Below are 16,765 nucleotides of genomic sequence, written 5' to 3'. Positions count from 1 at the left end.
CTCCAGATGCAACGCTATTCCGGCTTCGGCCTCTTCAAGCACTCCCTGAGCCATCACGAGAACTGGCAGCGGATGTGGCGCACCCCGACGCCCAAGCCGGTGTACGACGTGGTCATCGTCGGCGGTGGCGGTCACGGCCTGGCCACCGCCTACTATCTCGCCAAGCAATTCGGCGTGAAGAACGTCGCGGTGATCGAGAAAGGCTGGCTGGGCGGCGGCAACACCGCGCGCAACACCACCATCGTCCGCTCCAACTACCTGTGGGACGAATCGGCGCACCTCTATGAGCACGCCATGAAGCTGTGGGAAGGCCTGTCCCAGGACCTCAACTACAACGTCATGTTCTCCCAGCGCGGCGTCTACAACCTCTGTCACACCCTGCAGGACATGCGCGATTCCGAGCGCCGGGTCAGCGCCAACCGCTTGAACGGCGTGGATGGCGAACTGCTCGACACCCGCCAGGTGGCCGAAGAGATCCCCTACCTCGACTGCAGCAAGAACACCCGCTACCCGATCTTCGGTGCCACCGTGCAGCGCCGCGGCGGCGTGGCCCGTCACGATGCCGTGGCCTGGGGCTTCGCCCGCGCCGCCGACGCCCTGGGCGTGGACCTGATTCAGCAGACCGAGGTCACCGGCTTCCGCAAGCAGGACGGCAAGGTGATTGGCGTGGAAACCAACCGTGGCTTCATTGGCGCCCGCCGCGTCGGCGTGGTCACCGCCGGCAATTCCGGGCACATGGCCAAGCTGGCCGGCTTCCGCCTGCCGCTGGAATCCCACCCGCTGCAGGCGCTGGTGTCCGAGCCGATCAAGCCCATCATCGACAGCGTCATCATGTCCAACGCGGTGCACGGCTACATCAGCCAGTCCGACAAGGGCGACCTGGTGATCGGCGCCGGTATCGACAGCTGGGTCGGCTACGGCCAGCGCGGCTCCTACCCGGTGATCGAGCACACCCTGCAGGCCATCGTCGAGATGTTCCCGATCCTCTCGCGGGTGCGCATGAACCGCCAGTGGGGCGGCATCGTCGACACCTCGCCCGACGCCTGCCCGATCATTTCCAAGACCCCGGTGGAAAATCTGTTCTTCAACTGCGGCTGGGGTACCGGCGGCTTCAAGGCCACCCCCGGCTCGGGCAACGTTTTCGCGGCGTCCCTGGCCTCCGGCGAGATGCATCCGCTGGCCAAGCCCTTCTCCATCGACCGTTTCCACACCGGCGCGCTGATCGACGAACACGGCGCAGCGGCCGTCGCGCACTAAGGAGCCCGAGCATGTTGTACATCCATTGTCCCCACTGCGGGGAACTGCGCTCCGAAGAAGAATTCCACGCCGCCGGCGAGGCGCACATCCCGCGTCCGCTGGATCCCGAGGCCTGCAGCGACGCGGAGTGGGGCGATTACATGTTCTTCCGCGACAACCCGCGCGGCCTGCGTCACGAGCTGTGGGTCCACGCTTCGGGCTGCCGCCAGTACTTCAACGCGACCCGTAACACCGAGACCTACGAAATTCTCGAAACCTATCCGATCGGCGAGCAACCCCGCTTCACCGCCGAGCGAGGAGAGCGCACATGAGCCAGGTCCATCGACTCACCCAGGGCGGTCGCCTGGACCGCAGCCAGGCCATCACCTTCACCTTCAACGGTCAGACCTACCAGGGCTTCAAGGGTGACACCCTGGCCTCGGCCCTGCTGGCCAACGGCGTCGACGTGATCGGCCGCAGCTTCAAGTACTCCCGGCCGCGCGGCATCGTCGCCGCCGGTGCCGAAGAACCCAACGCCATCATGCAGATCGGCGCCACCGAGGCCACCCAGGTGCCCAACGTGCGGGCCACCCAGCAGGCGCTGTACCAGGGCCTGGTCTCCGCCAGCACCAACGGCTGGCCGAGCGTCAACAACGACCTCATGGGCATCCTCGGCAAGGTCGGCGGCAAGATGATGCCGCCCGGGTTCTACTACAAGACCTTCATGTATCCGCAGAACCTGTGGATGACCTACGAGAAGTACATCCGCAAGGCCGCCGGCCTCGGCCGGGCGCCGACCCAGGTCGATCCGGATACCTACGACAACTTCAACCAGCACTGCGACGTGCTGGTGGTGGGTGGTGGCGCCGCCGGTCTGGCCGCCGCCCTGGCCGCCGGTCGCAGCGGCGCCCGGGTGATCCTGGCCGACGAACAGGAAGAATTCGGTGGCAGCCTGCTGGACAGCCGCGAGCGGCTCGACGGCGCCCCGGCCGCCGACTGGGCCGCCAAGGCCGTGGCCGAGCTGCAGGGCCTGGACAACGTGGTGCTGCTGCCGCGCGCCACGGTCAACGGCTACCACGACCACAACTTCCTCACCATCCACGAGCGACTCACCGATCACCTGGGTGATCGCGCGCCCCATGGCCAGGTGCGTCAGCGCCTGCACCGCGTCCGCGCCACCCGCGTGGTGCTGGCCACCGGCGCCCACGAGCGGCCGCTGGTGTACGCCAACAACGACCTGCCGGGCAACATGGTGGCCGGCGCCGTGTCCACCTACATCCGTCGCTATGCGGTGGCCCCGGGTCAGCGCCTGGTGCTGTCCACCAACAACGATTACGCCTACCGCGTGGCCCTGGACTGGCTCGAAGCCGGTCGCCAGGTAGTGGCAGTCGCCGATGCGCGCCCCAATCCCCGCGGCGCCTGGGTCGAGGAAGTGCGCAAGCGTGGCGTGCGCGTCATGGGCGGTACCGCCGTCAGCGAAGCCCGCGGCAATACCCGGGTGACCGGCGCCAAGATCGCCACCATCGATCTGACCGCCTTCCGTACCCTGGGTGGCGGCGAGTGGCTCGATTGCGACCTCATCGCCACCTCCGGCGGCTACAGCCCGGTGGTCCACCTGGCCTCGCACCTGGGCGGTCGTCCGCTGTGGCGCGATGACATCCAGGCCTTCGTGCCCGGTCCGGCGCCGCAGAAGCGCCTCTGCGCCGGTGGCGTGAATGGCGTCTTCGCCCTGGGCGATGTCCTGGCCGACGGTTTCGAGGCCGGCGCCACCGCCGCGGCCGAAGCCGGTGCCAAGGTGGTCAGCGGCGAGCTGCCCCAGGCTGAATTCCGTCAGGAAGAGCCGAGTCTGGCGCTGTTCCAGGTGCCCCACGACAAGCCGTCGTCGCGTGCCCCCAAGCAATTCGTCGACCTGCAGAACGACGTGACCGCCGCCGGCATCGAGCTGGCCTGCCGCGAGGGCTTCGAGTCCATCGAGCACGTCAAGCGCTACACCGCCATGGGCTTTGGCACCGACCAGGGCAAGCTGGGCAACATCAATGGCCTGGCCATCGCCGCCCGGGTGCAGAGCAAGGCCATCCCGGAAGTCGGCACCACCATGTTCCGCCCGAACTACACACCGGTGACCTTTGGCGCCATCGCTGGTCGCCATTGCGGTGCCCTGTTCGAGCCCAAGCGCTACACCGCGCTGCACGCCTGGCACCTCAAGCAGGGCGCCCTGTTCGAGGACGTCGGCCAGTGGAAGCGTCCCTGGTACTTCCCCAAGGCGGGCGAGGACCTGCACGCCGCGGTCAATCGCGAGTGCCTGGCCGTGCGCCGCAGCGTCGGCCTGCTCGACGCCTCGACCCTGGGCAAGATCGACATCCAGGGCAAGGATGCGCGGGAGTTCCTCAACCGCGTCTACACCAACGCCTGGACCAAGCTGGACATCGGCAAGGCGCGCTACGGCCTGATGTGCAAGGAAGACGGTATGGTCTTCGACGATGGCGTCACCGCCTGTCTCGCCGACAACCACTTCCTGATGACCACCACCACCGGCGGCGCCGCGCGCGTCTTCGAATGGCTGGAGCTGTACCACCAGACCGAATGGCCGGAGCTGGAGGTGTACTTCACCTCGGTCACCGACCACTGGGCGACCCTGACCCTGTCCGGTCCCAACAGCCGCAAGTTGCTGGCCAAGCTGACCGACATCGATCTGGACAACGCCGCCTTCCCCTTCATGGCCTGGAAGGAAGGCCAGGTGGGCGGGGTACCGGCGCGGGTGTTCCGCATCTCCTTCACCGGCGAACTCTCCTACGAGATCAACGTACCGGCCAACTACGCCATGGGCGTGCTGGAGCAGGTGGTCGCGGCGGGCAAGGAATTCGACCTCACCCCCTATGGCACCGAGACCATGCACGTGCTGCGGGCGGAGAAGGGCTTCATCATCATCGGGCAGGACACCGATGGTTCGGTCACGCCCCAGGACCTGGGCATGGGCTGGGCGGTGAGCCTGAACAAGAGCTTCTCCTTCATCGGCAAGCGCGGCATGCATCGCCAGGATTGCGTCCGCGAGAATCGCAAGCAGCTGGTCGGCCTCAAGCCCCTGGATGCCCGCGACGTCCTGCCGGAAGGGGCGCAACTGGTGTTCGAGCGCAACCAGCCGATCCCCATGGACATGGTCGGTCACGTGACCTCCAGCTACCACAGCGCGACCCTGGGCTACGGCTTCGCCATGGCCATGGTCAAGGGTGGCCTGGGCCGCATGGGCCAGACCGTCTACGCCCCGCTGGCCGATGGCCGCTACATCGCTGCCGAGATCGTCTCGCCGGTGTTCTACGACCCCAAGGGTGAGCGGCAGAACGTCGCCTAACGAGGATAGCGCCCCATGAACAACATCAATGTCTACGACCAATACTCCGCCACGGCGCGCGCCGAATCCCCGCTGTTCCACGCCGAGCTGAACAAGCTCGCCGGCCGCGGCCCGGCCACCGCCGGGGTGACCCTGCGCGAGCGGGCCCTGCTGGGGCATCTGGTCCTCCGTGGCGACGCCCATGACGAAGGCTTCACTGGCGCGGTGCAGAGTGTGGTCGGCCTGGAAGTGCCCGGTCCGCTGGCAATCACCCAGAAGGGCGAGAGCTCGCTGCAGTGGCTCGGCCCGGACGAGTGGCTGCTGGTTGTGCCCGGTGGCAGCGAGTTCGCTACCGAGCAGGCCCTGCGCCAGGCCCTGGGCGAGCGCCATGTCGCCATCGTCAACGTCGGCGGTGGCCAGACCCTGGTCGAGCTCAAGGGCCCCAAGGTGCGTGAAGTGCTGATGAAGTCCACCTCCTACGACGTCCATCCGAGCAACTTCCCGGTGGGCAAGGCGGTGGGGACGGTGTTCGCCAAGTCCCAGCTGATGATCCGCCATACCGCGGAAGACACCTGGGAGCTGGTGGTGCGACGCAGCTTCGCCGACTACGTCTGGCTGTGGCTGCAGGACGCGAGCGCCGAGTACGGACTGCGCATCGAGGCCTGATCGGTCGCTGCGTCCAGTCGTTCTCTCGAACCCGACCTGCGTGAGGCGCAGGTCGGGTTTTGTGATTCTGGCTTAATCTCCATGCAAAGGAATTCATCATGAGCCGCACGCCCGATACCTGGATTCTCACCGCCCAGAGCCCGAGTCGCCTCGGCACCGTGGACGTGGTCACGCGCTATCTGTTCGAGCAGGGCTGCTATGTCACCCAGCACCACAGCTTCGACGACCGTGAAGCCCAGCGCTTCTTCATCCGGGTGGAATTCCAGGTACCCAGCGACTTCAACGAAGGCCTGTTCCGCGTCGGTCTGGACCTGCGCTTCACGCCCTTCGACATGACCTTCGAACTGACCCCACCCGGCTATCGTGCCAAGGTCGCCATCATGGTCTCCAAGGCCGACCACTGCCTCAACGACCTGCTCTATCGCCAGCGCATCGGCCAGTTGCCCATGGACGTGGTGGCGGTGATCTCCAACCACCCGGATCTGGAGCCCCTGGCGGCCTGGCACGGCATTCCCTATCACCATTTCCCTCTGGATCCCCAGGACAAGCCGGCCCAGGAGGCCAGGGTCTGGCAGGTGCTGCAGGAGACCGGTGCCGAGCTGGTGATCCTCGCGCGCTACATGCAGGTGCTGTCGCCCGAGCTGTGCCGTCGCCTCGACGGCTGGGCGATCAACATTCACCACTCGCTGCTGCCCGGCTTCAAGGGCGCGCGGCCCTATCACCAGGCCTATGCCAAGGGCGTCAAGCTGGTGGGCGCCACGGCGCACTACATCAACAACGACCTGGACGAAGGCCCCATCATCGCCCAGGGCGTCGAGTCGGTGGACCATGCCCACTACGCCGAGGACCTAGTGGCCCGCGGCCGCGACATCGAGTGCCTGACCCTGGCTCGGGCGGTGGGCTATCACCTGGAACGCCGCGTTTTCCTCAACGCCGGGCGGACGGTGGTGCTCTAGGGTTTTCCACTACTTCTCCAGGCAGGCTGCGAGAGCGCCGAGGCGCTCGCAGCCCGCCTGCCTTGTATTACCTCGATCATCTCCTGGTCGCTCGGCGGCACCGTCAGGCGTTGCCGGGGAAGGCGTCTGCGCGTCTGTTGGCCAGGGTCAAAGGCGTAGCTCAGGGGCACGGGAGGCGGGAGCCGGTCAGGCGAGCCTGCTGGCTCTGCCGGCGATGGAGCAGGAGAGGGGCGCACCCGCCTCTGCAGCGGAGAGGCGGGTGGCGGGGCGGGCGGTCAGCCCGCCTGGGACAGGGTGGAGCGGACCGCGGGCGGGGCGACGTCTTCGCCGGCCTTTTCCAGGTTCTTGCCCAGCAGGGCGTGGTAGAGCTCCTTGTCACCAAGGATGCCCACGGCGCGGCCATCGGTCTCCAGCACCAGCTTGTGCCCGGTGTGGTAGCGGATCTCCAGGGCGTCGCGCATACGGATATCGGCCGGTGCCAGGGTCGGCTGGCGTTGCAGGCTGTTGATCGGCATGCCCGGGGTCCAGCGTTGCAGGGCCAGGCTCTCGCCGCCGCGGCGCAGCGCCTTGACCGTCTGGTTGTCCAGCGCCAGCCAGATGTCGTGGCTGCGCTCCAGGCAGATCTCGTTGCCCTCGCGGCCGCACTTGTCCAGGCCGCGCATCAGGCTGTAGCCGCTGAGCACGTTGAGCGGATTGGTGTGGGCGACGAAGGTGCGCACGTATTCGTCCGCCGGATTGAGCACGATGTCCTCGGGACGACCGTGCTGGATGATGCGGCCGTCCTTCATGATGGCGATGTTGGTGCCGATCTTGAGGGCTTCGTCGAGGTCGTGGCTGACGAAGACGATGGTCTTGTTGACCTTGGCCTGCAGTTGCAGCAATTCGTCCTGCAGCTGCTGGCGGATCAGCGGATCGAGAGCGGAGAAGGGCTCGTCCATCAGCAGGATGTCGGCGTCCATGGCCAGGGCGCGGGCCAGGCCGACGCGCTGCTGCATGCCACCGGACAGGGAGTCGGGCTTCTTGTTGCGCCATTGGGTCAGGCCGACCAGCTCCAGCTTCTCCTCGACCAGCTTCTTGCGCTCGGCGGCCGAGCGGCCCTGCATCTCCAGACCGAAGCCGACGTTCTCGGCCACGGTCAGCCAGGGCATCAGGGCGAACTTCTGGAACACCATGGCGATGCGGGTGGTGCGCATGTCCTTGAGCACCGCGGGCGAGCAGTTGGCGATATCCACCTCGCTGCCCTTGTGCTCGATCAGCAGCTTGCCGCGACTCACGGTGTTGAGGCCGTTGATGCAGCGCAGCAGGCTGGACTTGCCCGAGCCGGACAGGCCCATCAGCACGCAGATCTCACCCTTCTGGACCTCCAGGCAGGCGTCTTCGACACCCAGCACCTGGCCGGTCTCCTGGAGGATCTCGCTGCGACCCTTGCCCTGGTCGAGCAGCTCCAAGGCGCGCTTGTTCTGCTTGCCGAAGATGACATCGACATGTTCGAAACGTATGGCGGTCATGATTTACTTAACCTCGCGAGGGGCGGGTTGCTTGCACACCCGGTCGAGCAGGATGGCGATCAGGACGATGGACAGGCCGGCTTCGAAGCCCAGGGCGATGTCCGCGGTGTTGAGGGCGTTCACCACCAGCTTGCCGAGGCCGTCGGCACCCACCAGGGCGGCGATCACCACCATGGACAGCGACAGCATGATGCACTGGGTGATGCCGGCGCCGATGCTGGGCATGGCGTGGGGCAGCTCGATGCGGGTCAGCAGCTGCCAGCGCGAACAACCGAAGGCCTTGCCAGCGTCCATCAGCTCGGCGGGAACGTCCTGGATGCCCAGGCAGGTCAGGCGGATCGGCGCGGCTACGGCGAACACCACCGTGGAAATCAGCCCGGGCACCACGCCCAGGCCGAACAGGGTCAGGGTCGGAATCAGATAGACGAAGGTGGGGACCGTCTGCATCAGGTCCAGGACCGGGCGCAGGCCGGTGTAGAACCAGGGCTTGTGCGCGGCGACGATGCCCAGCGGTACGCCGACGGCGATGCACACCAGGGTGGCGAAGACCACCTGGGCCAGGGTTTCCATGGTTTCCTGCCAGTACCCCAGGTTGAGGATCAGCAGCAGGGAGACGAGGGCGAAGATCACCAGGCCGATGCTGCGTTGCAGCAGATAGACCCCTACCGCGACCAGGGCAATGAAGGCCAGCGGGTTGAACCACATCAGGCCGGCGGTGAGGCCGTGGATGAGGCCGGACAGCACATCGGAGATCTTGTCGAAGACGCTGGCGCCATGCAGCGTCAGCCAGTCGATGAAGTCGGCGATCTGCTGACCGAGAGGGAGCTTGTGGTCGGTAAGTAACATAACGGTGCCCGTCAGGTAGGAGTGGACAGGTCGAAGCACGAGAACCGCGGATTCGTGCTTCGGCTGTGGCAGTACCCGCCCGAACTGGCGCGGGACAGTCGAATGTTATTGTTCTATCAAGGGGCCAGGGTGGCCTTGGCCGCTTCCAGCGCAGGCTTGCCATCGCGGGTGGTCACGCCGGCCAGCCATTGGTCGAGCACCTGCGGATGGGCCTTGAGCCAGGCCTTGGCGGCGGCGCTCGCGGCTTGTTTTTCGTTGAGGACCTTGTCCATCAGCTGGTTTTCCATGTCCAGGGTAAAGGACAGGTTGGTCAGCAGCTTGCCCACGTTGGGGCATTCCTGGACGTAGCCCTTGCGGACGTTGGTGTAGATGGTGGCGCCGCCGAAGTTGGGACCGAAGACGTCGTCGCCGCCTTCGAGATAGGCCATCTTGAAGCGGGTGTTCATCGGATGGGGTTCCCAGCCGAGGAAGACCACCCACTGCTGGCGGCGCTCGGCGCGCTGGATCTGCGACAGCATCCCCGCCTCGCTGGATTCCACCAGCTTGAACTTGCCCAGGTCGAAGGTGTTCTTGTCGATCATGCCCTGGATCAGGCGATTGCCGTCGTTGCCCGGCTCGATGCCGTAGATCTTGCCGTCAAACTTGTCGGCGTTCTTGGCGATGTCGGCGAAGCTCTTCACCCCGGCGTCGTAGACGTACTGGGGCACGGCCAGGGTGTACTTGGCGCCCTCCAGGTTGGCGCGTACGGTCTCGACACTGCCGTTGTCGGCATAGGGCTTGATGTCCGCCGCCATGCTCGGCATCCAGTTGCCGAGGAAGACGTCGATGTCCTTGTTCTGCAAGGACTTGTAGGTGACCGGTACGGAGATCATGTTGGTCGTGGTCTGGTAGCCGAGGGCGTGCAGCACCTCGCTGGTCACGGCCGTGGTCACGGTGATGTCGGTCCAGCCGACATCGGCAAAGCGCACCTTGGCACAGGAAGCCGGCTCGGCTGCCTGAACAGCGAGTGGCGCCAGCAGGGCAGCACTCAAGAGCCAACGGGAACAACCTTTCATGGACACATCTCCTTGCGTTTGGCGGGGTACCTTTCGGTGCGCCCCACGTGTATTTATCTGTAACCCATCCCCCCAGGCTCGCCTACCGCCTGCGTCGCTACCAGTGTACGCGGCGTCGTAACCAGAAGCGGAGATGTCGTATCCAGCGTGAGCCCCAGGGCACGTCCGCGCCCGGAGCGTTGCGGCAGAGCGAGAGAGGCGGGCAGCAGCGTCCATCGCCGTAGCGGAACGCTGGCCAGAGGCGTTGGCGTCGGCCGGAGCGGCCTTGGATCAGTTGGCCAGACTGGCCTTCACCGCCACGTTACCCGGCGCGCCGCTGCGGGTGGCGACGCCCTTGAGCCAGGCGTCGAGGCGTTCGGGATTGTGCTTGAGCCAGTTGCGCACGGCGCGGCGCGGATTGTCCTTTTCGTTGAGCACCCGATCCATCAGCTGGTTTTCCATGTCCAGGGAAAACACCAGGTTGCCCAGCAGCCGGGCCACGTTGGGGCACTGCTGGGCATAGCCCTTGCGCACCACCGTGTAGACCGTCGCCCCGCCCTGGTTCGGCCCGAAATACTCGTCGCCACCGTCGAGGTAGGCCAGCTTGTGCCGGACGTTCATCGGATGGGGTTCCCAGCCGAGAAAGACGATCCACTGGTGGTCCAGCAGTTCCTTCATCCGCACCTGGGTGAGCATGCCCTGCTCGCTGGATTCATCGAGCTTGAAGTCGCCCAGGCCGAAGGCGTTGCTGGCGATCATCTTCTTCACTAGGGCATTGCCGTCGTTGCCGGGCTCGATGCCGTAGAGGGTGTGATCGAAGCGCTCGGCGAAGCGGGCGATATCGGCGAAGTTCTTCACCCCGGCGTCATAGACGTACTGGGGGACCGCCAGGGTGTAGCGGGCCCCTTCCAGGTTGGCGTGCAGGCGTTCGACCGCACCCGCATCAACCCGCGGCTGACTGAGCTTGGCCTGCGCCGGCATCCAGTTGCCGAGAAAGACATCGGCTTCGCCCGCGGCCAGGGCGTCGTAGGTCTGCGGCAGGGACAGGCGCAGCACCTCGGTCTCGTAGCCGAGGGCGCTGAGCAGATAGCGGGCCGTGGCGTTGGTGATATTGAGATCCGACCAGCCGACATCGGCCAGGCGTACTTGCTGACAATTCTCGGCTTCGCCTGCCTGTACGGCAGCGCTCAGCAACAGACCGGACAACCACAGCGCTGGGGAGATTTTCATCCTGAACTCTAGGGGTCGCGAGGGGAAGGGCCGCTGGCCGCTGCACGTACCGGTCCGTCTGACCCGGGGCCTGGTGGCTTTTCGCCATAAGTGGCCAGAAGGGCGACGGACGGTCGTAGGGCCTGACCTACAACCGTGCCCGTTGAGTCGCCATGCCACATTTTGGCGCGCGTCGGTTACGTCCCGGTGTTACCGATGGCGTTTATCTGGCGAAGTGCCATCGGCAAAGGGTCGGTCTCGGATCAGAAAGGTCGCAAATAAAAACCCTAGCTAATCAACGTCATTGAGCGCTGCTGAATGGGTTGTTCGTGCCAGACAGCTTGCCTGGACAGGGGTTCACCCAGTTTCGGCATGGGAATTGCGACATGACTTATGCGTCCGCGACACATCTTTCGCCCAACGTTGTCCGCCGCACCTCATTAGAGCCCAGCCAAGGGCCCCAGCCTGCGTGAAGGAGATTCAAACCATGTCGCCCATTCCCACCTCGTCACAGGCCCGTGCGATCCAGTCCATCGGCTTTCTGCTGCTGGACAACTTCACACTCATTTCCCTGGCGTCGGTGGTGGAGCCGCTGCGCATGGCCAACCAGCTGTCGGGACGGGAACTCTATCGCTGGTGCACCCTGAGCCTGGACGGCCGACCGGTGCGGGCGAGCGATGGCCTGCAGATCACCCCGGACAGCGCCGTGAGCGCCGCCCCGGTGATGGACATGGTGATCGTCTGCGGCGGCGTGGGCATCCAGCGTAGCGTGTCGCGCGAACATTGCACCTGGCTGCAGAGCCAAGCGCGCCAGGGCCGCAAGCTGGGCGCGGTCTGTACCGGCAGCTGGGCCCTGGCCCGGGCCGGCCTGCTCGACGGCTACGACTGCAGCGTGCACTGGGAAACCCTGGCGGCCCTGCAGGAAGCCTATCCGCGCGTGGTGCTCAGCACCCGCCTGTTCACCATCGACCGCAATCGCTGCACCGCCTCGGGCGGCACCGCGCCGATGGACATGATGCTGCACCTGATCGGTCGCGAGCATGGCCGCGAGCTGTCGGCGGCGATCTCGGAAATGTTCATCTACGAGCGCATCCGCAACGAGCAGGATCACCAGCGCGTCCCTCTCAAGCACATGCTGGGCACCAACCAGCCCAAGCTGCAGGAAATCGTGGCGCTGATGGAAGCCAACCTCGAAGAACCCATCGACCTCGACGAACTGGCGGTCTACGTGGACGTGTCCCGACGCCAGCTGGAGCGGCTGTTCCAGAAGTACCTGCACTGCTCGCCGTCGCGCTACTACCTCAAGCTGCGGCTGATCCGCGCCCGGCAGCTGCTCAAGCAGACCACCCTGTCGATCATCGAGGTGGCCTCGGTGTGCGGCTTCGTCTCCACTCCGCACTTTTCCAAGTGCTACCGCGAATACTTCGGCATCCCGCCGCGTGACGAGCGCCAGGGTCCGACCATCCAGCAGCCCATTGCGCTAATGCCGCTGTCCCAGGAATTGTCGCTGATGCCGGCCTCGTCCGCGCTGGCGGCCCTGAGCCAGGCCCAGGGCGAATCCACCTTTGCCAGCGTGCGGCTGTAAGCCGCCTGCGGCCGCCTAGCGACCGCTGGGCAGGCTGAGCAGCAGCGCCGCCGTCTGCAGATCCGGCTGGCCGTCGAAGCGGCCCGGCCGGTACTTCATCTGGAAAGCGCCGATCACATCGCGGGTGGCCGCATCGAGCACGCCAGTGCGGGGCACCGTATAGCCGATCCGTGCCAGCTGATCCTGGAACCAGGCCGGGGGTGGCAGCACGCCCCCCAGGCTGGCCTGGCGCTGGGCGACCACCGCCGGATCCGGCCAGTTGATCAGGCCCGCGGCGGCCAGGCGCGCCCAGGGAAACAGCGGACCCGGATCCTGCTTGCGCCCCGGGGCGATGTCGCTGTGGCCAACGATGGCGCGGCGATCCAGGCCGTGGCGTTGTTCGATGTCCTTGAGCAGCGGGATCAGCGCCTTGATCTGGGCTTCGCTGAAGGGATACCACTGGCGTCCGGCCGGGGTGTCGCGAAAGCCCAGGTTGACCATCTCGATGCCGATGGAGGTGGAATTGAGCCAGGTGCGGCCTTCCCATTCGCTCACGCCGGCATGCCAGGCGCGGCGATTCTCGTCCACCAGGCGATAGATGGTGCCGTCGGTATCGATCAGGTAGTGGGCGCTGACGCCGGCCTGGGTCAGCAGCTTGAGCGACTGCTTGGAATCGGCCGCAGTGTAGTGCAGCACGATGTACTGCACCCGACTGTCCTGATCGCGGGCGGTGTAGTCGTCATTGATGCGCGGACCGCTGGAACAGCCGGCCAGGAGCAGGCCGCAGAGCAGCCAGGGGAGGAGCTTGAAGGGCTTTCGCACGATTACCTCGCGAACGTGGAAGGGGTCAGGCCACGTCCAGGCGATCGCGTCCGGCGCGCTTGGCGCGGTAGAGCGCCTGGTCGGCACGCTCGAATACGGTATCGGCATCCTCGCCCGGCGCAAAGGCCGCGAGACCAGCGGACAGGGTGATCACCACCCGTTCGCCCTTGAAATGGAAGGGGCAGGCGGCGACCGCGGCACGCAGCTGCTCGATCAGGGTGACCCCGCCGGCGACCGGCGTGGCACCCAGTAGCATGACGAATTCCTCGCCGCCGAAGCGGGCGATGAAGTCGGTCTTGCGCAGGCGACGCTGCAATTCGCTGGCGATGATCTTGAGCACCTTGTCACCGGCCAGGTGGCCGTAGCCATCGTTGATGCGCTTGAACAGATCGACGTCGAGCACCGCCAGCAGCAGGTCGCCGCCGTGGCGCTGCCAGCGGGCCACCTCCAGCTCCAGGCGCTCGCTCCAGGCGGCGCGATTGGGCAACCCGGTGAGGGGGTCGCAGAGGGCTTTCTGCCGCTGTTCTTCCAGATGGCCGCGATACTGCTGGGCCTCGCGCTCCATGCCGGCGACGCGCTCGGTGAGAGCGCTGAGTCTTTCGCTGGCTTCCTGCTCGCGGGTCTCGCGCTGGCTCTGCTGGTCGGCCAGGCTGGTCAGCAGGCCTTCCAGGCGGCTGTCGAGCGACAGCTTGAGGCTGTCCAGGTCGGTCGCCTCCTGCACCTCGTTCTGCAATTCATTGACCTGGCCACGCAGGGCGTCGCCAAAGGCGCGCTCCTGGGTCTGGCCGTCCTGGCGCCCGACATGGACGTCCTGCAAACCGGTCTGGAAGGCGGCGAGGCGCTCGTTGAGGCGGCGCAGGTAGAGCTGGAATTCGCTCTGCCCGGAATGGTTGAGCGCCAGCACCAGCACCGACAGATCGTCGAGCACCGGCACCAGTTCGTACCAGTTCAGACTGCCCTGGATGCGCTGGCGCAGGTGCTCGGCCTGGGGCTTGTGGCTGTCCGGCAGCGCCAGGTCGTCGAGCAGCCGCAGCAGGGTGGCTTCCAGGTGCGGGGCAATGGCGCTGTAGCCGGGTTCGGGCACCGGGGGCAGGGCATAGGCCGGATCGGCCTGGACTGCCAGGGGCTCTACAGGGGCTTCAGATGGCGCAGCGGCTATACCTTCGACCGGCAGCGGCGGCGGTTCGGGCGTTGCCAGCGCCTCCGTCGCTGGCGAGGCTACTGGCGCCGGCGAGGCGTCTGTAGCTAGCGGACTCGACGCGGTCGCCGGCGCCTCTTCCGCCGCCTCGCCTCGACCGCCCAGCAGGCGCTGCAGGAAACCGGCGCGGGCGGGCTGTTCGGGGTGCAGCTGACTCAGCGCCTGTTGCTGCAGACGGCTGAATTCACCGAGCAGCGCGGGCAATTCACCCGGTTGGTCGGCCGCGGCCTGGGCGCGCTTGGCGAAACCCTTGAGCGCCTTGCGCTGGTCGCGCGGCAACTCCAGGGTCTGCAAGAGCCGGCAGAGTTCGGCAAAGGCCTCGGCCACCTGGCGCGCACGCAATTCCCGGCGCTGCTCGGAGTCGAGCACAGTGCGCTCCAGGCGCGGAATCAGCTTGGCGAGGTCGGCGTCGCTGTCGTCACGGCGGAGGATGTCGCGCAGTTCGACCAGGCAGGCGTCCACCGCCGCGTCGTTGCCTTCGGCGGCCAGGCTGCTGCGCACGAGGCCACGACGCACCAGGTCCAGGCGGTTTTCCCACCGGCTTTCCAGGCGTTCGAGATTCTCGAGGCTCTCCAGGTATTTGCTTTTCCAGCGTTCGACGTCCGCGCGCTCCATCCGCCCGCTCCAAAGGCTTGAGGGTGGCCAGCAGGCAGGCACGACGGGGCGGCCAGCCGACTTGATAGTGGCTAGGGTATCGGCGGTTTCGGGGAAAGTTTGAGCAGGACGACCGGAGGCCGCTTGAGAGGGACGAGCTGAGGAGCCGCCGCCGCGGGACGCGGCGGCGGGTAACGCTTACTTGGCGGCGCGTTCTTTCTGGATCAGGAAGTCGGCGACCTTCAGGGTCTCGTCCGGACCACCCGAGGAGCCCAGGTCGAAGCGGTACTTGCCGTTGACCACCATGGTCGGCACGCCGGTGATCTGGTAGGCCATGGCCAGTTTCTTGTCCTTTTCCACCTGACCCTTCACGGCGAAGGAGTTGTAGGTGCTGAGGAACTTGTCACGATCCACGCCTTGGGTGGCGAGGAAATCGGCCATCTCTTCGGGGGTGGCCAGCTTCTTGTGCTCCTTGTGGATGGCGGCGAAGACGGCGTCATGCACCTTGGCTTCCACGCCCATGGCTTCCAGGGTCACGAACAGCTGACCGTGGACGTTCCAGATGCCGCCGAACATGGCCGGCACGCGCTTGAAGGCGACGTCATCGGGCAGCTTCTTGGACCAGGCGTTGAGGGTGGGCTCGAAGGCATAGCAGTGCGGGCAGCCGTACCAGAACAGCTCAACTACTTCGATCTTGCCGGGTTCGGACACCGGAACCGGACTGCTCAGTTCGGTGTACTGCTTGCCGGCCTGGATGTCGTCGGCATGGGCGGCCGCGCCGAACAGACTGGCGGCGGCGAACACGGCGGAGAAAAGCAGGTTGCGCATGGGACTACTCCTGGAAGAAGGCACGCCCACCAACCGGGCATGACGGATTGCGGGCATTGTAGCCGGGTGCATCGCCGCGCCTAGTCGCCGGCGCGCCCGAGGCCGGCCATGTTCAGGCTTCGTTCAGGTTGCCGGGGGCACGGCTCTCGCCCGGCGCATCCGATATACTGCTGGCTTTGCCGCGCGCTCGCGAGTACCCCCATGTCCAGCTTCAAGAATCCCATCGTCGGTCTGTGCCAGCAGGCGTCTTTTCTCATCAGCGCCGCCAAGGTCGATCAGTGCCCGCTCGACAGCGGCCTGGAAGTGGCCTTCGCCGGTCGCTCCAACGCCGGCAAGTCCAGTGCGCTCAACACCCTGACCCACGCCAATCTGGCGCGTACCTCCAAGACGCCGGGGCGGACCCAGCTGCTCAACTTCTTCAGCCTCGACGACGAGCGGCGCCTGGTGGACCTGCCCGGCTATGGCTACGCCAAGGTGCCGATTCCGCTCAAGCAGCACTGGCAGGAGCACCTGGAGGCCTATCTGAGCAGCCGCAATTCGCTCAGCGGCGTGGTGCTGATGATGGACATCCGCCATCCGCTGACCGAATTCGACCGCCTGATGCTGGACTGGGCCCAGGCCAGCTCCATGCCGCTGCACATCCTGCTGACCAAGGCCGACAAGCTGGCCTTCGGCGCCCAGAAGAATGCCCTGCTCAAGGTGCAGCGCGACGTACGCCAGGGCTGGGGCGATACCGCCAGCATCCAGCTGTTCTCGGCGCCCAAGCGTCAGGGCGTGGAAGACGCGCAGCGTGTGCTGGCCCGCTGGCTGGGCCTCGACGAGCCCGTCGCCGAGGCATAAAAAAACTCCGGACTTCCATCGGGGGAGGGGAGAAGTCCGGAGTTCAAGACTGGACCGCCAAGCAGGGGTCCAGCATCTGCCAACACTAAACAGCAAAGGAGCAGAACGGCTATCCAAACCGTTCAGCAGTTCAGAC

General features: G+C 66.1%; 14 protein-coding genes. 7 read left to right on the top strand and 7 right to left on the bottom strand.

What is annotated here, in order from left to right; genetic code table 11:
* Positions 1 to 6 precede the first annotated feature (6 nt).
* From POR01S_RS07260 to purU, 5 genes are all read left to right on the top strand, one after another.
* The gene (locus tag POR01S_RS07260; RefSeq protein WP_017639231.1) at positions 7 to 1,257 is read left to right on the top strand and encodes a sarcosine oxidase subunit beta family protein; all 1,251 of its coding nucleotides are present in this window, start codon (positions 7 to 9) and stop codon (positions 1,255 to 1,257) included.
* Positions 1,258 to 1,268: 11 nt separating this feature from the next.
* Positions 1,269 to 1,568, top strand: a complete 300-nt coding sequence (locus tag POR01S_RS07255; protein ID WP_017639232.1) for a sarcosine oxidase subunit delta — start codon at positions 1,269 to 1,271, stop codon at positions 1,566 to 1,568.
* Positions 1,565 to 4,585 (top strand): sarcosine oxidase subunit alpha, encoded by a 3,021-nt coding sequence (locus tag POR01S_RS07250; protein ID WP_027598627.1) that lies wholly within the window; start codon positions 1,565 to 1,567, stop codon positions 4,583 to 4,585. The genes POR01S_RS07255 and POR01S_RS07250 overlap by 4 nt, the downstream gene beginning before the upstream one ends.
* Positions 4,586 to 4,600: 15 nt before the next feature.
* Positions 4,601 to 5,230, top strand: a complete 630-nt coding sequence (locus tag POR01S_RS07245; protein WP_042134845.1) for a sarcosine oxidase subunit gamma — start codon at positions 4,601 to 4,603, stop codon at positions 5,228 to 5,230.
* A 98-nt stretch (positions 5,231 to 5,328) separates the two neighbouring features.
* Positions 5,329 to 6,186, top strand: a complete 858-nt coding sequence (gene purU, locus POR01S_RS07240; protein WP_042134842.1) for a formyltetrahydrofolate deformylase — start codon at positions 5,329 to 5,331, stop codon at positions 6,184 to 6,186.
* Between the two features lie 275 nt (positions 6,187 to 6,461).
* Here purU and choV read toward each other — a convergent pair whose 3' ends face one another.
* The 4 genes from choV to choX form a co-directional block, all read right to left on the bottom strand.
* Positions 6,462 to 7,694 carry a choline ABC transporter ATP-binding protein gene (gene choV / locus POR01S_RS07235; protein ID WP_027598622.1) on the bottom strand — a complete coding sequence of 411 codons (1,233 nt, stop codon included), beginning with the start codon at positions 7,692 to 7,694 and terminating at the stop codon, positions 6,462 to 6,464.
* 3 nt (positions 7,695 to 7,697) lie between these two features.
* Positions 7,698 to 8,540, bottom strand: coding sequence for a choline ABC transporter permease subunit (gene choW / locus POR01S_RS07230; protein ID WP_042134840.1), 843 nt, complete (start codon positions 8,538 to 8,540; stop codon positions 7,698 to 7,700).
* A gap of 116 nt (positions 8,541 to 8,656) precedes the next feature.
* Positions 8,657 to 9,595: a choline ABC transporter substrate-binding protein gene (locus tag POR01S_RS07225; protein WP_027598620.1), complete on the bottom strand. Its 939-nt coding sequence runs from the start codon at positions 9,593 to 9,595 to the stop codon at positions 8,657 to 8,659.
* Between the two features lie 270 nt (positions 9,596 to 9,865).
* Positions 9,866 to 10,804 (bottom strand): choline ABC transporter substrate-binding protein, encoded by a 939-nt coding sequence (gene choX, locus POR01S_RS07220; RefSeq protein WP_042134838.1) that lies wholly within the window; start codon positions 10,802 to 10,804, stop codon positions 9,866 to 9,868.
* A 466-nt stretch (positions 10,805 to 11,270) separates the two neighbouring features.
* Here choX and gbdR point away from each other — a divergent pair, with 466 nt between their 5' ends.
* A complete protein-coding gene (gbdR, locus tag POR01S_RS07215; RefSeq protein ID WP_037006569.1) occupies positions 11,271 to 12,368 on the top strand; it encodes a choline metabolism transcriptional regulator GbdR in 1,098 nt (365 codons plus the stop codon).
* 15 nt (positions 12,369 to 12,383) lie between these two features.
* On the opposite strand, the gene POR01S_RS07210 is transcribed toward gbdR, so the two are convergent.
* From POR01S_RS07210 to POR01S_RS07200, 3 genes are all read right to left on the bottom strand, one after another.
* Complete coding sequence (locus POR01S_RS07210; RefSeq protein WP_042134837.1) at positions 12,384 to 13,169, bottom strand: N-acetylmuramoyl-L-alanine amidase; 786 nt, start codon at positions 13,167 to 13,169, stop codon at positions 12,384 to 12,386.
* A 25-nt stretch (positions 13,170 to 13,194) separates the two neighbouring features.
* A complete protein-coding gene (locus POR01S_RS07205) occupies positions 13,195 to 14,982 on the bottom strand; it encodes a diguanylate cyclase (RefSeq protein WP_042134835.1) in 1,788 nt (595 codons plus the stop codon).
* 177 nt (positions 14,983 to 15,159) lie between these two features.
* The gene (locus tag POR01S_RS07200; protein ID WP_027598615.1) at positions 15,160 to 15,789 is read right to left on the bottom strand and encodes a thiol:disulfide interchange protein DsbA/DsbL; all 630 of its coding nucleotides are present in this window, start codon (positions 15,787 to 15,789) and stop codon (positions 15,160 to 15,162) included.
* Positions 15,790 to 15,990: 201 nt separating this feature from the next.
* On the opposite strand from POR01S_RS07200, the gene yihA reads away from it, so the two are divergent.
* Complete coding sequence (yihA, locus tag POR01S_RS07195; protein WP_027598614.1) at positions 15,991 to 16,629, top strand: ribosome biogenesis GTP-binding protein YihA/YsxC; 639 nt, start codon at positions 15,991 to 15,993, stop codon at positions 16,627 to 16,629.
* Positions 16,630 to 16,765: the final 136 nt, after the last annotated feature.

It is taken from the genome of Pseudomonas oryzihabitans NBRC 102199 (genome assembly GCF_000730625.1).
Lineage (GTDB): Bacteria > Pseudomonadota > Gammaproteobacteria > Pseudomonadales > Pseudomonadaceae > Chryseomonas > Chryseomonas oryzihabitans.
This window is presented reverse-complemented; position numbering and strand designations above follow the sequence as displayed.

Excerpts from the sequence above, each read along its gene's own strand:
- POR01S_RS07260 (WP_017639231.1), top strand. The coding sequence starts at position 7 with ATGCAACGCTATTCCGGCTTCGGCCTCTTCAAGCACTCCCTGAGCCAT.
- POR01S_RS07255 (WP_017639232.1), top strand. The coding sequence starts at position 1,269 with ATGTTGTACATCCATTGTCCCCACTGCGGGGAACTGCGCTCCGAAGAA.
- POR01S_RS07250 (WP_027598627.1), top strand. The coding sequence starts at position 1,565 with ATGAGCCAGGTCCATCGACTCACCCAGGGCGGTCGCCTGGACCGCAGC.
- POR01S_RS07245 (WP_042134845.1), top strand. The coding sequence starts at position 4,601 with ATGAACAACATCAATGTCTACGACCAATACTCCGCCACGGCGCGCGCC.
- purU (WP_042134842.1), top strand. The coding sequence starts at position 5,329 with ATGAGCCGCACGCCCGATACCTGGATTCTCACCGCCCAGAGCCCGAGT.
- choV (WP_027598622.1), bottom strand. The coding sequence starts at position 7,694 with ATGACCGCCATACGTTTCGAACATGTCGATGTCATCTTCGGCAAGCAG.
- choW (WP_042134840.1), bottom strand. The coding sequence starts at position 8,540 with ATGTTACTTACCGACCACAAGCTCCCTCTCGGTCAGCAGATCGCCGAC.
- POR01S_RS07225 (WP_027598620.1), bottom strand. The coding sequence starts at position 9,595 with ATGAAAGGTTGTTCCCGTTGGCTCTTGAGTGCTGCCCTGCTGGCGCCA.
- choX (WP_042134838.1), bottom strand. The coding sequence starts at position 10,804 with ATGAAAATCTCCCCAGCGCTGTGGTTGTCCGGTCTGTTGCTGAGCGCT.
- gbdR (WP_037006569.1), top strand. The coding sequence starts at position 11,271 with ATGTCGCCCATTCCCACCTCGTCACAGGCCCGTGCGATCCAGTCCATC.
- POR01S_RS07205 (WP_042134835.1), bottom strand. The coding sequence starts at position 14,982 with ATGGAGCGCGCGGACGTCGAACGCTGGAAAAGCAAATACCTGGAGAGC.
- POR01S_RS07200 (WP_027598615.1), bottom strand. The coding sequence starts at position 15,789 with ATGCGCAACCTGCTTTTCTCCGCCGTGTTCGCCGCCGCCAGTCTGTTC.
- yihA (WP_027598614.1), top strand. The coding sequence starts at position 15,991 with ATGTCCAGCTTCAAGAATCCCATCGTCGGTCTGTGCCAGCAGGCGTCT.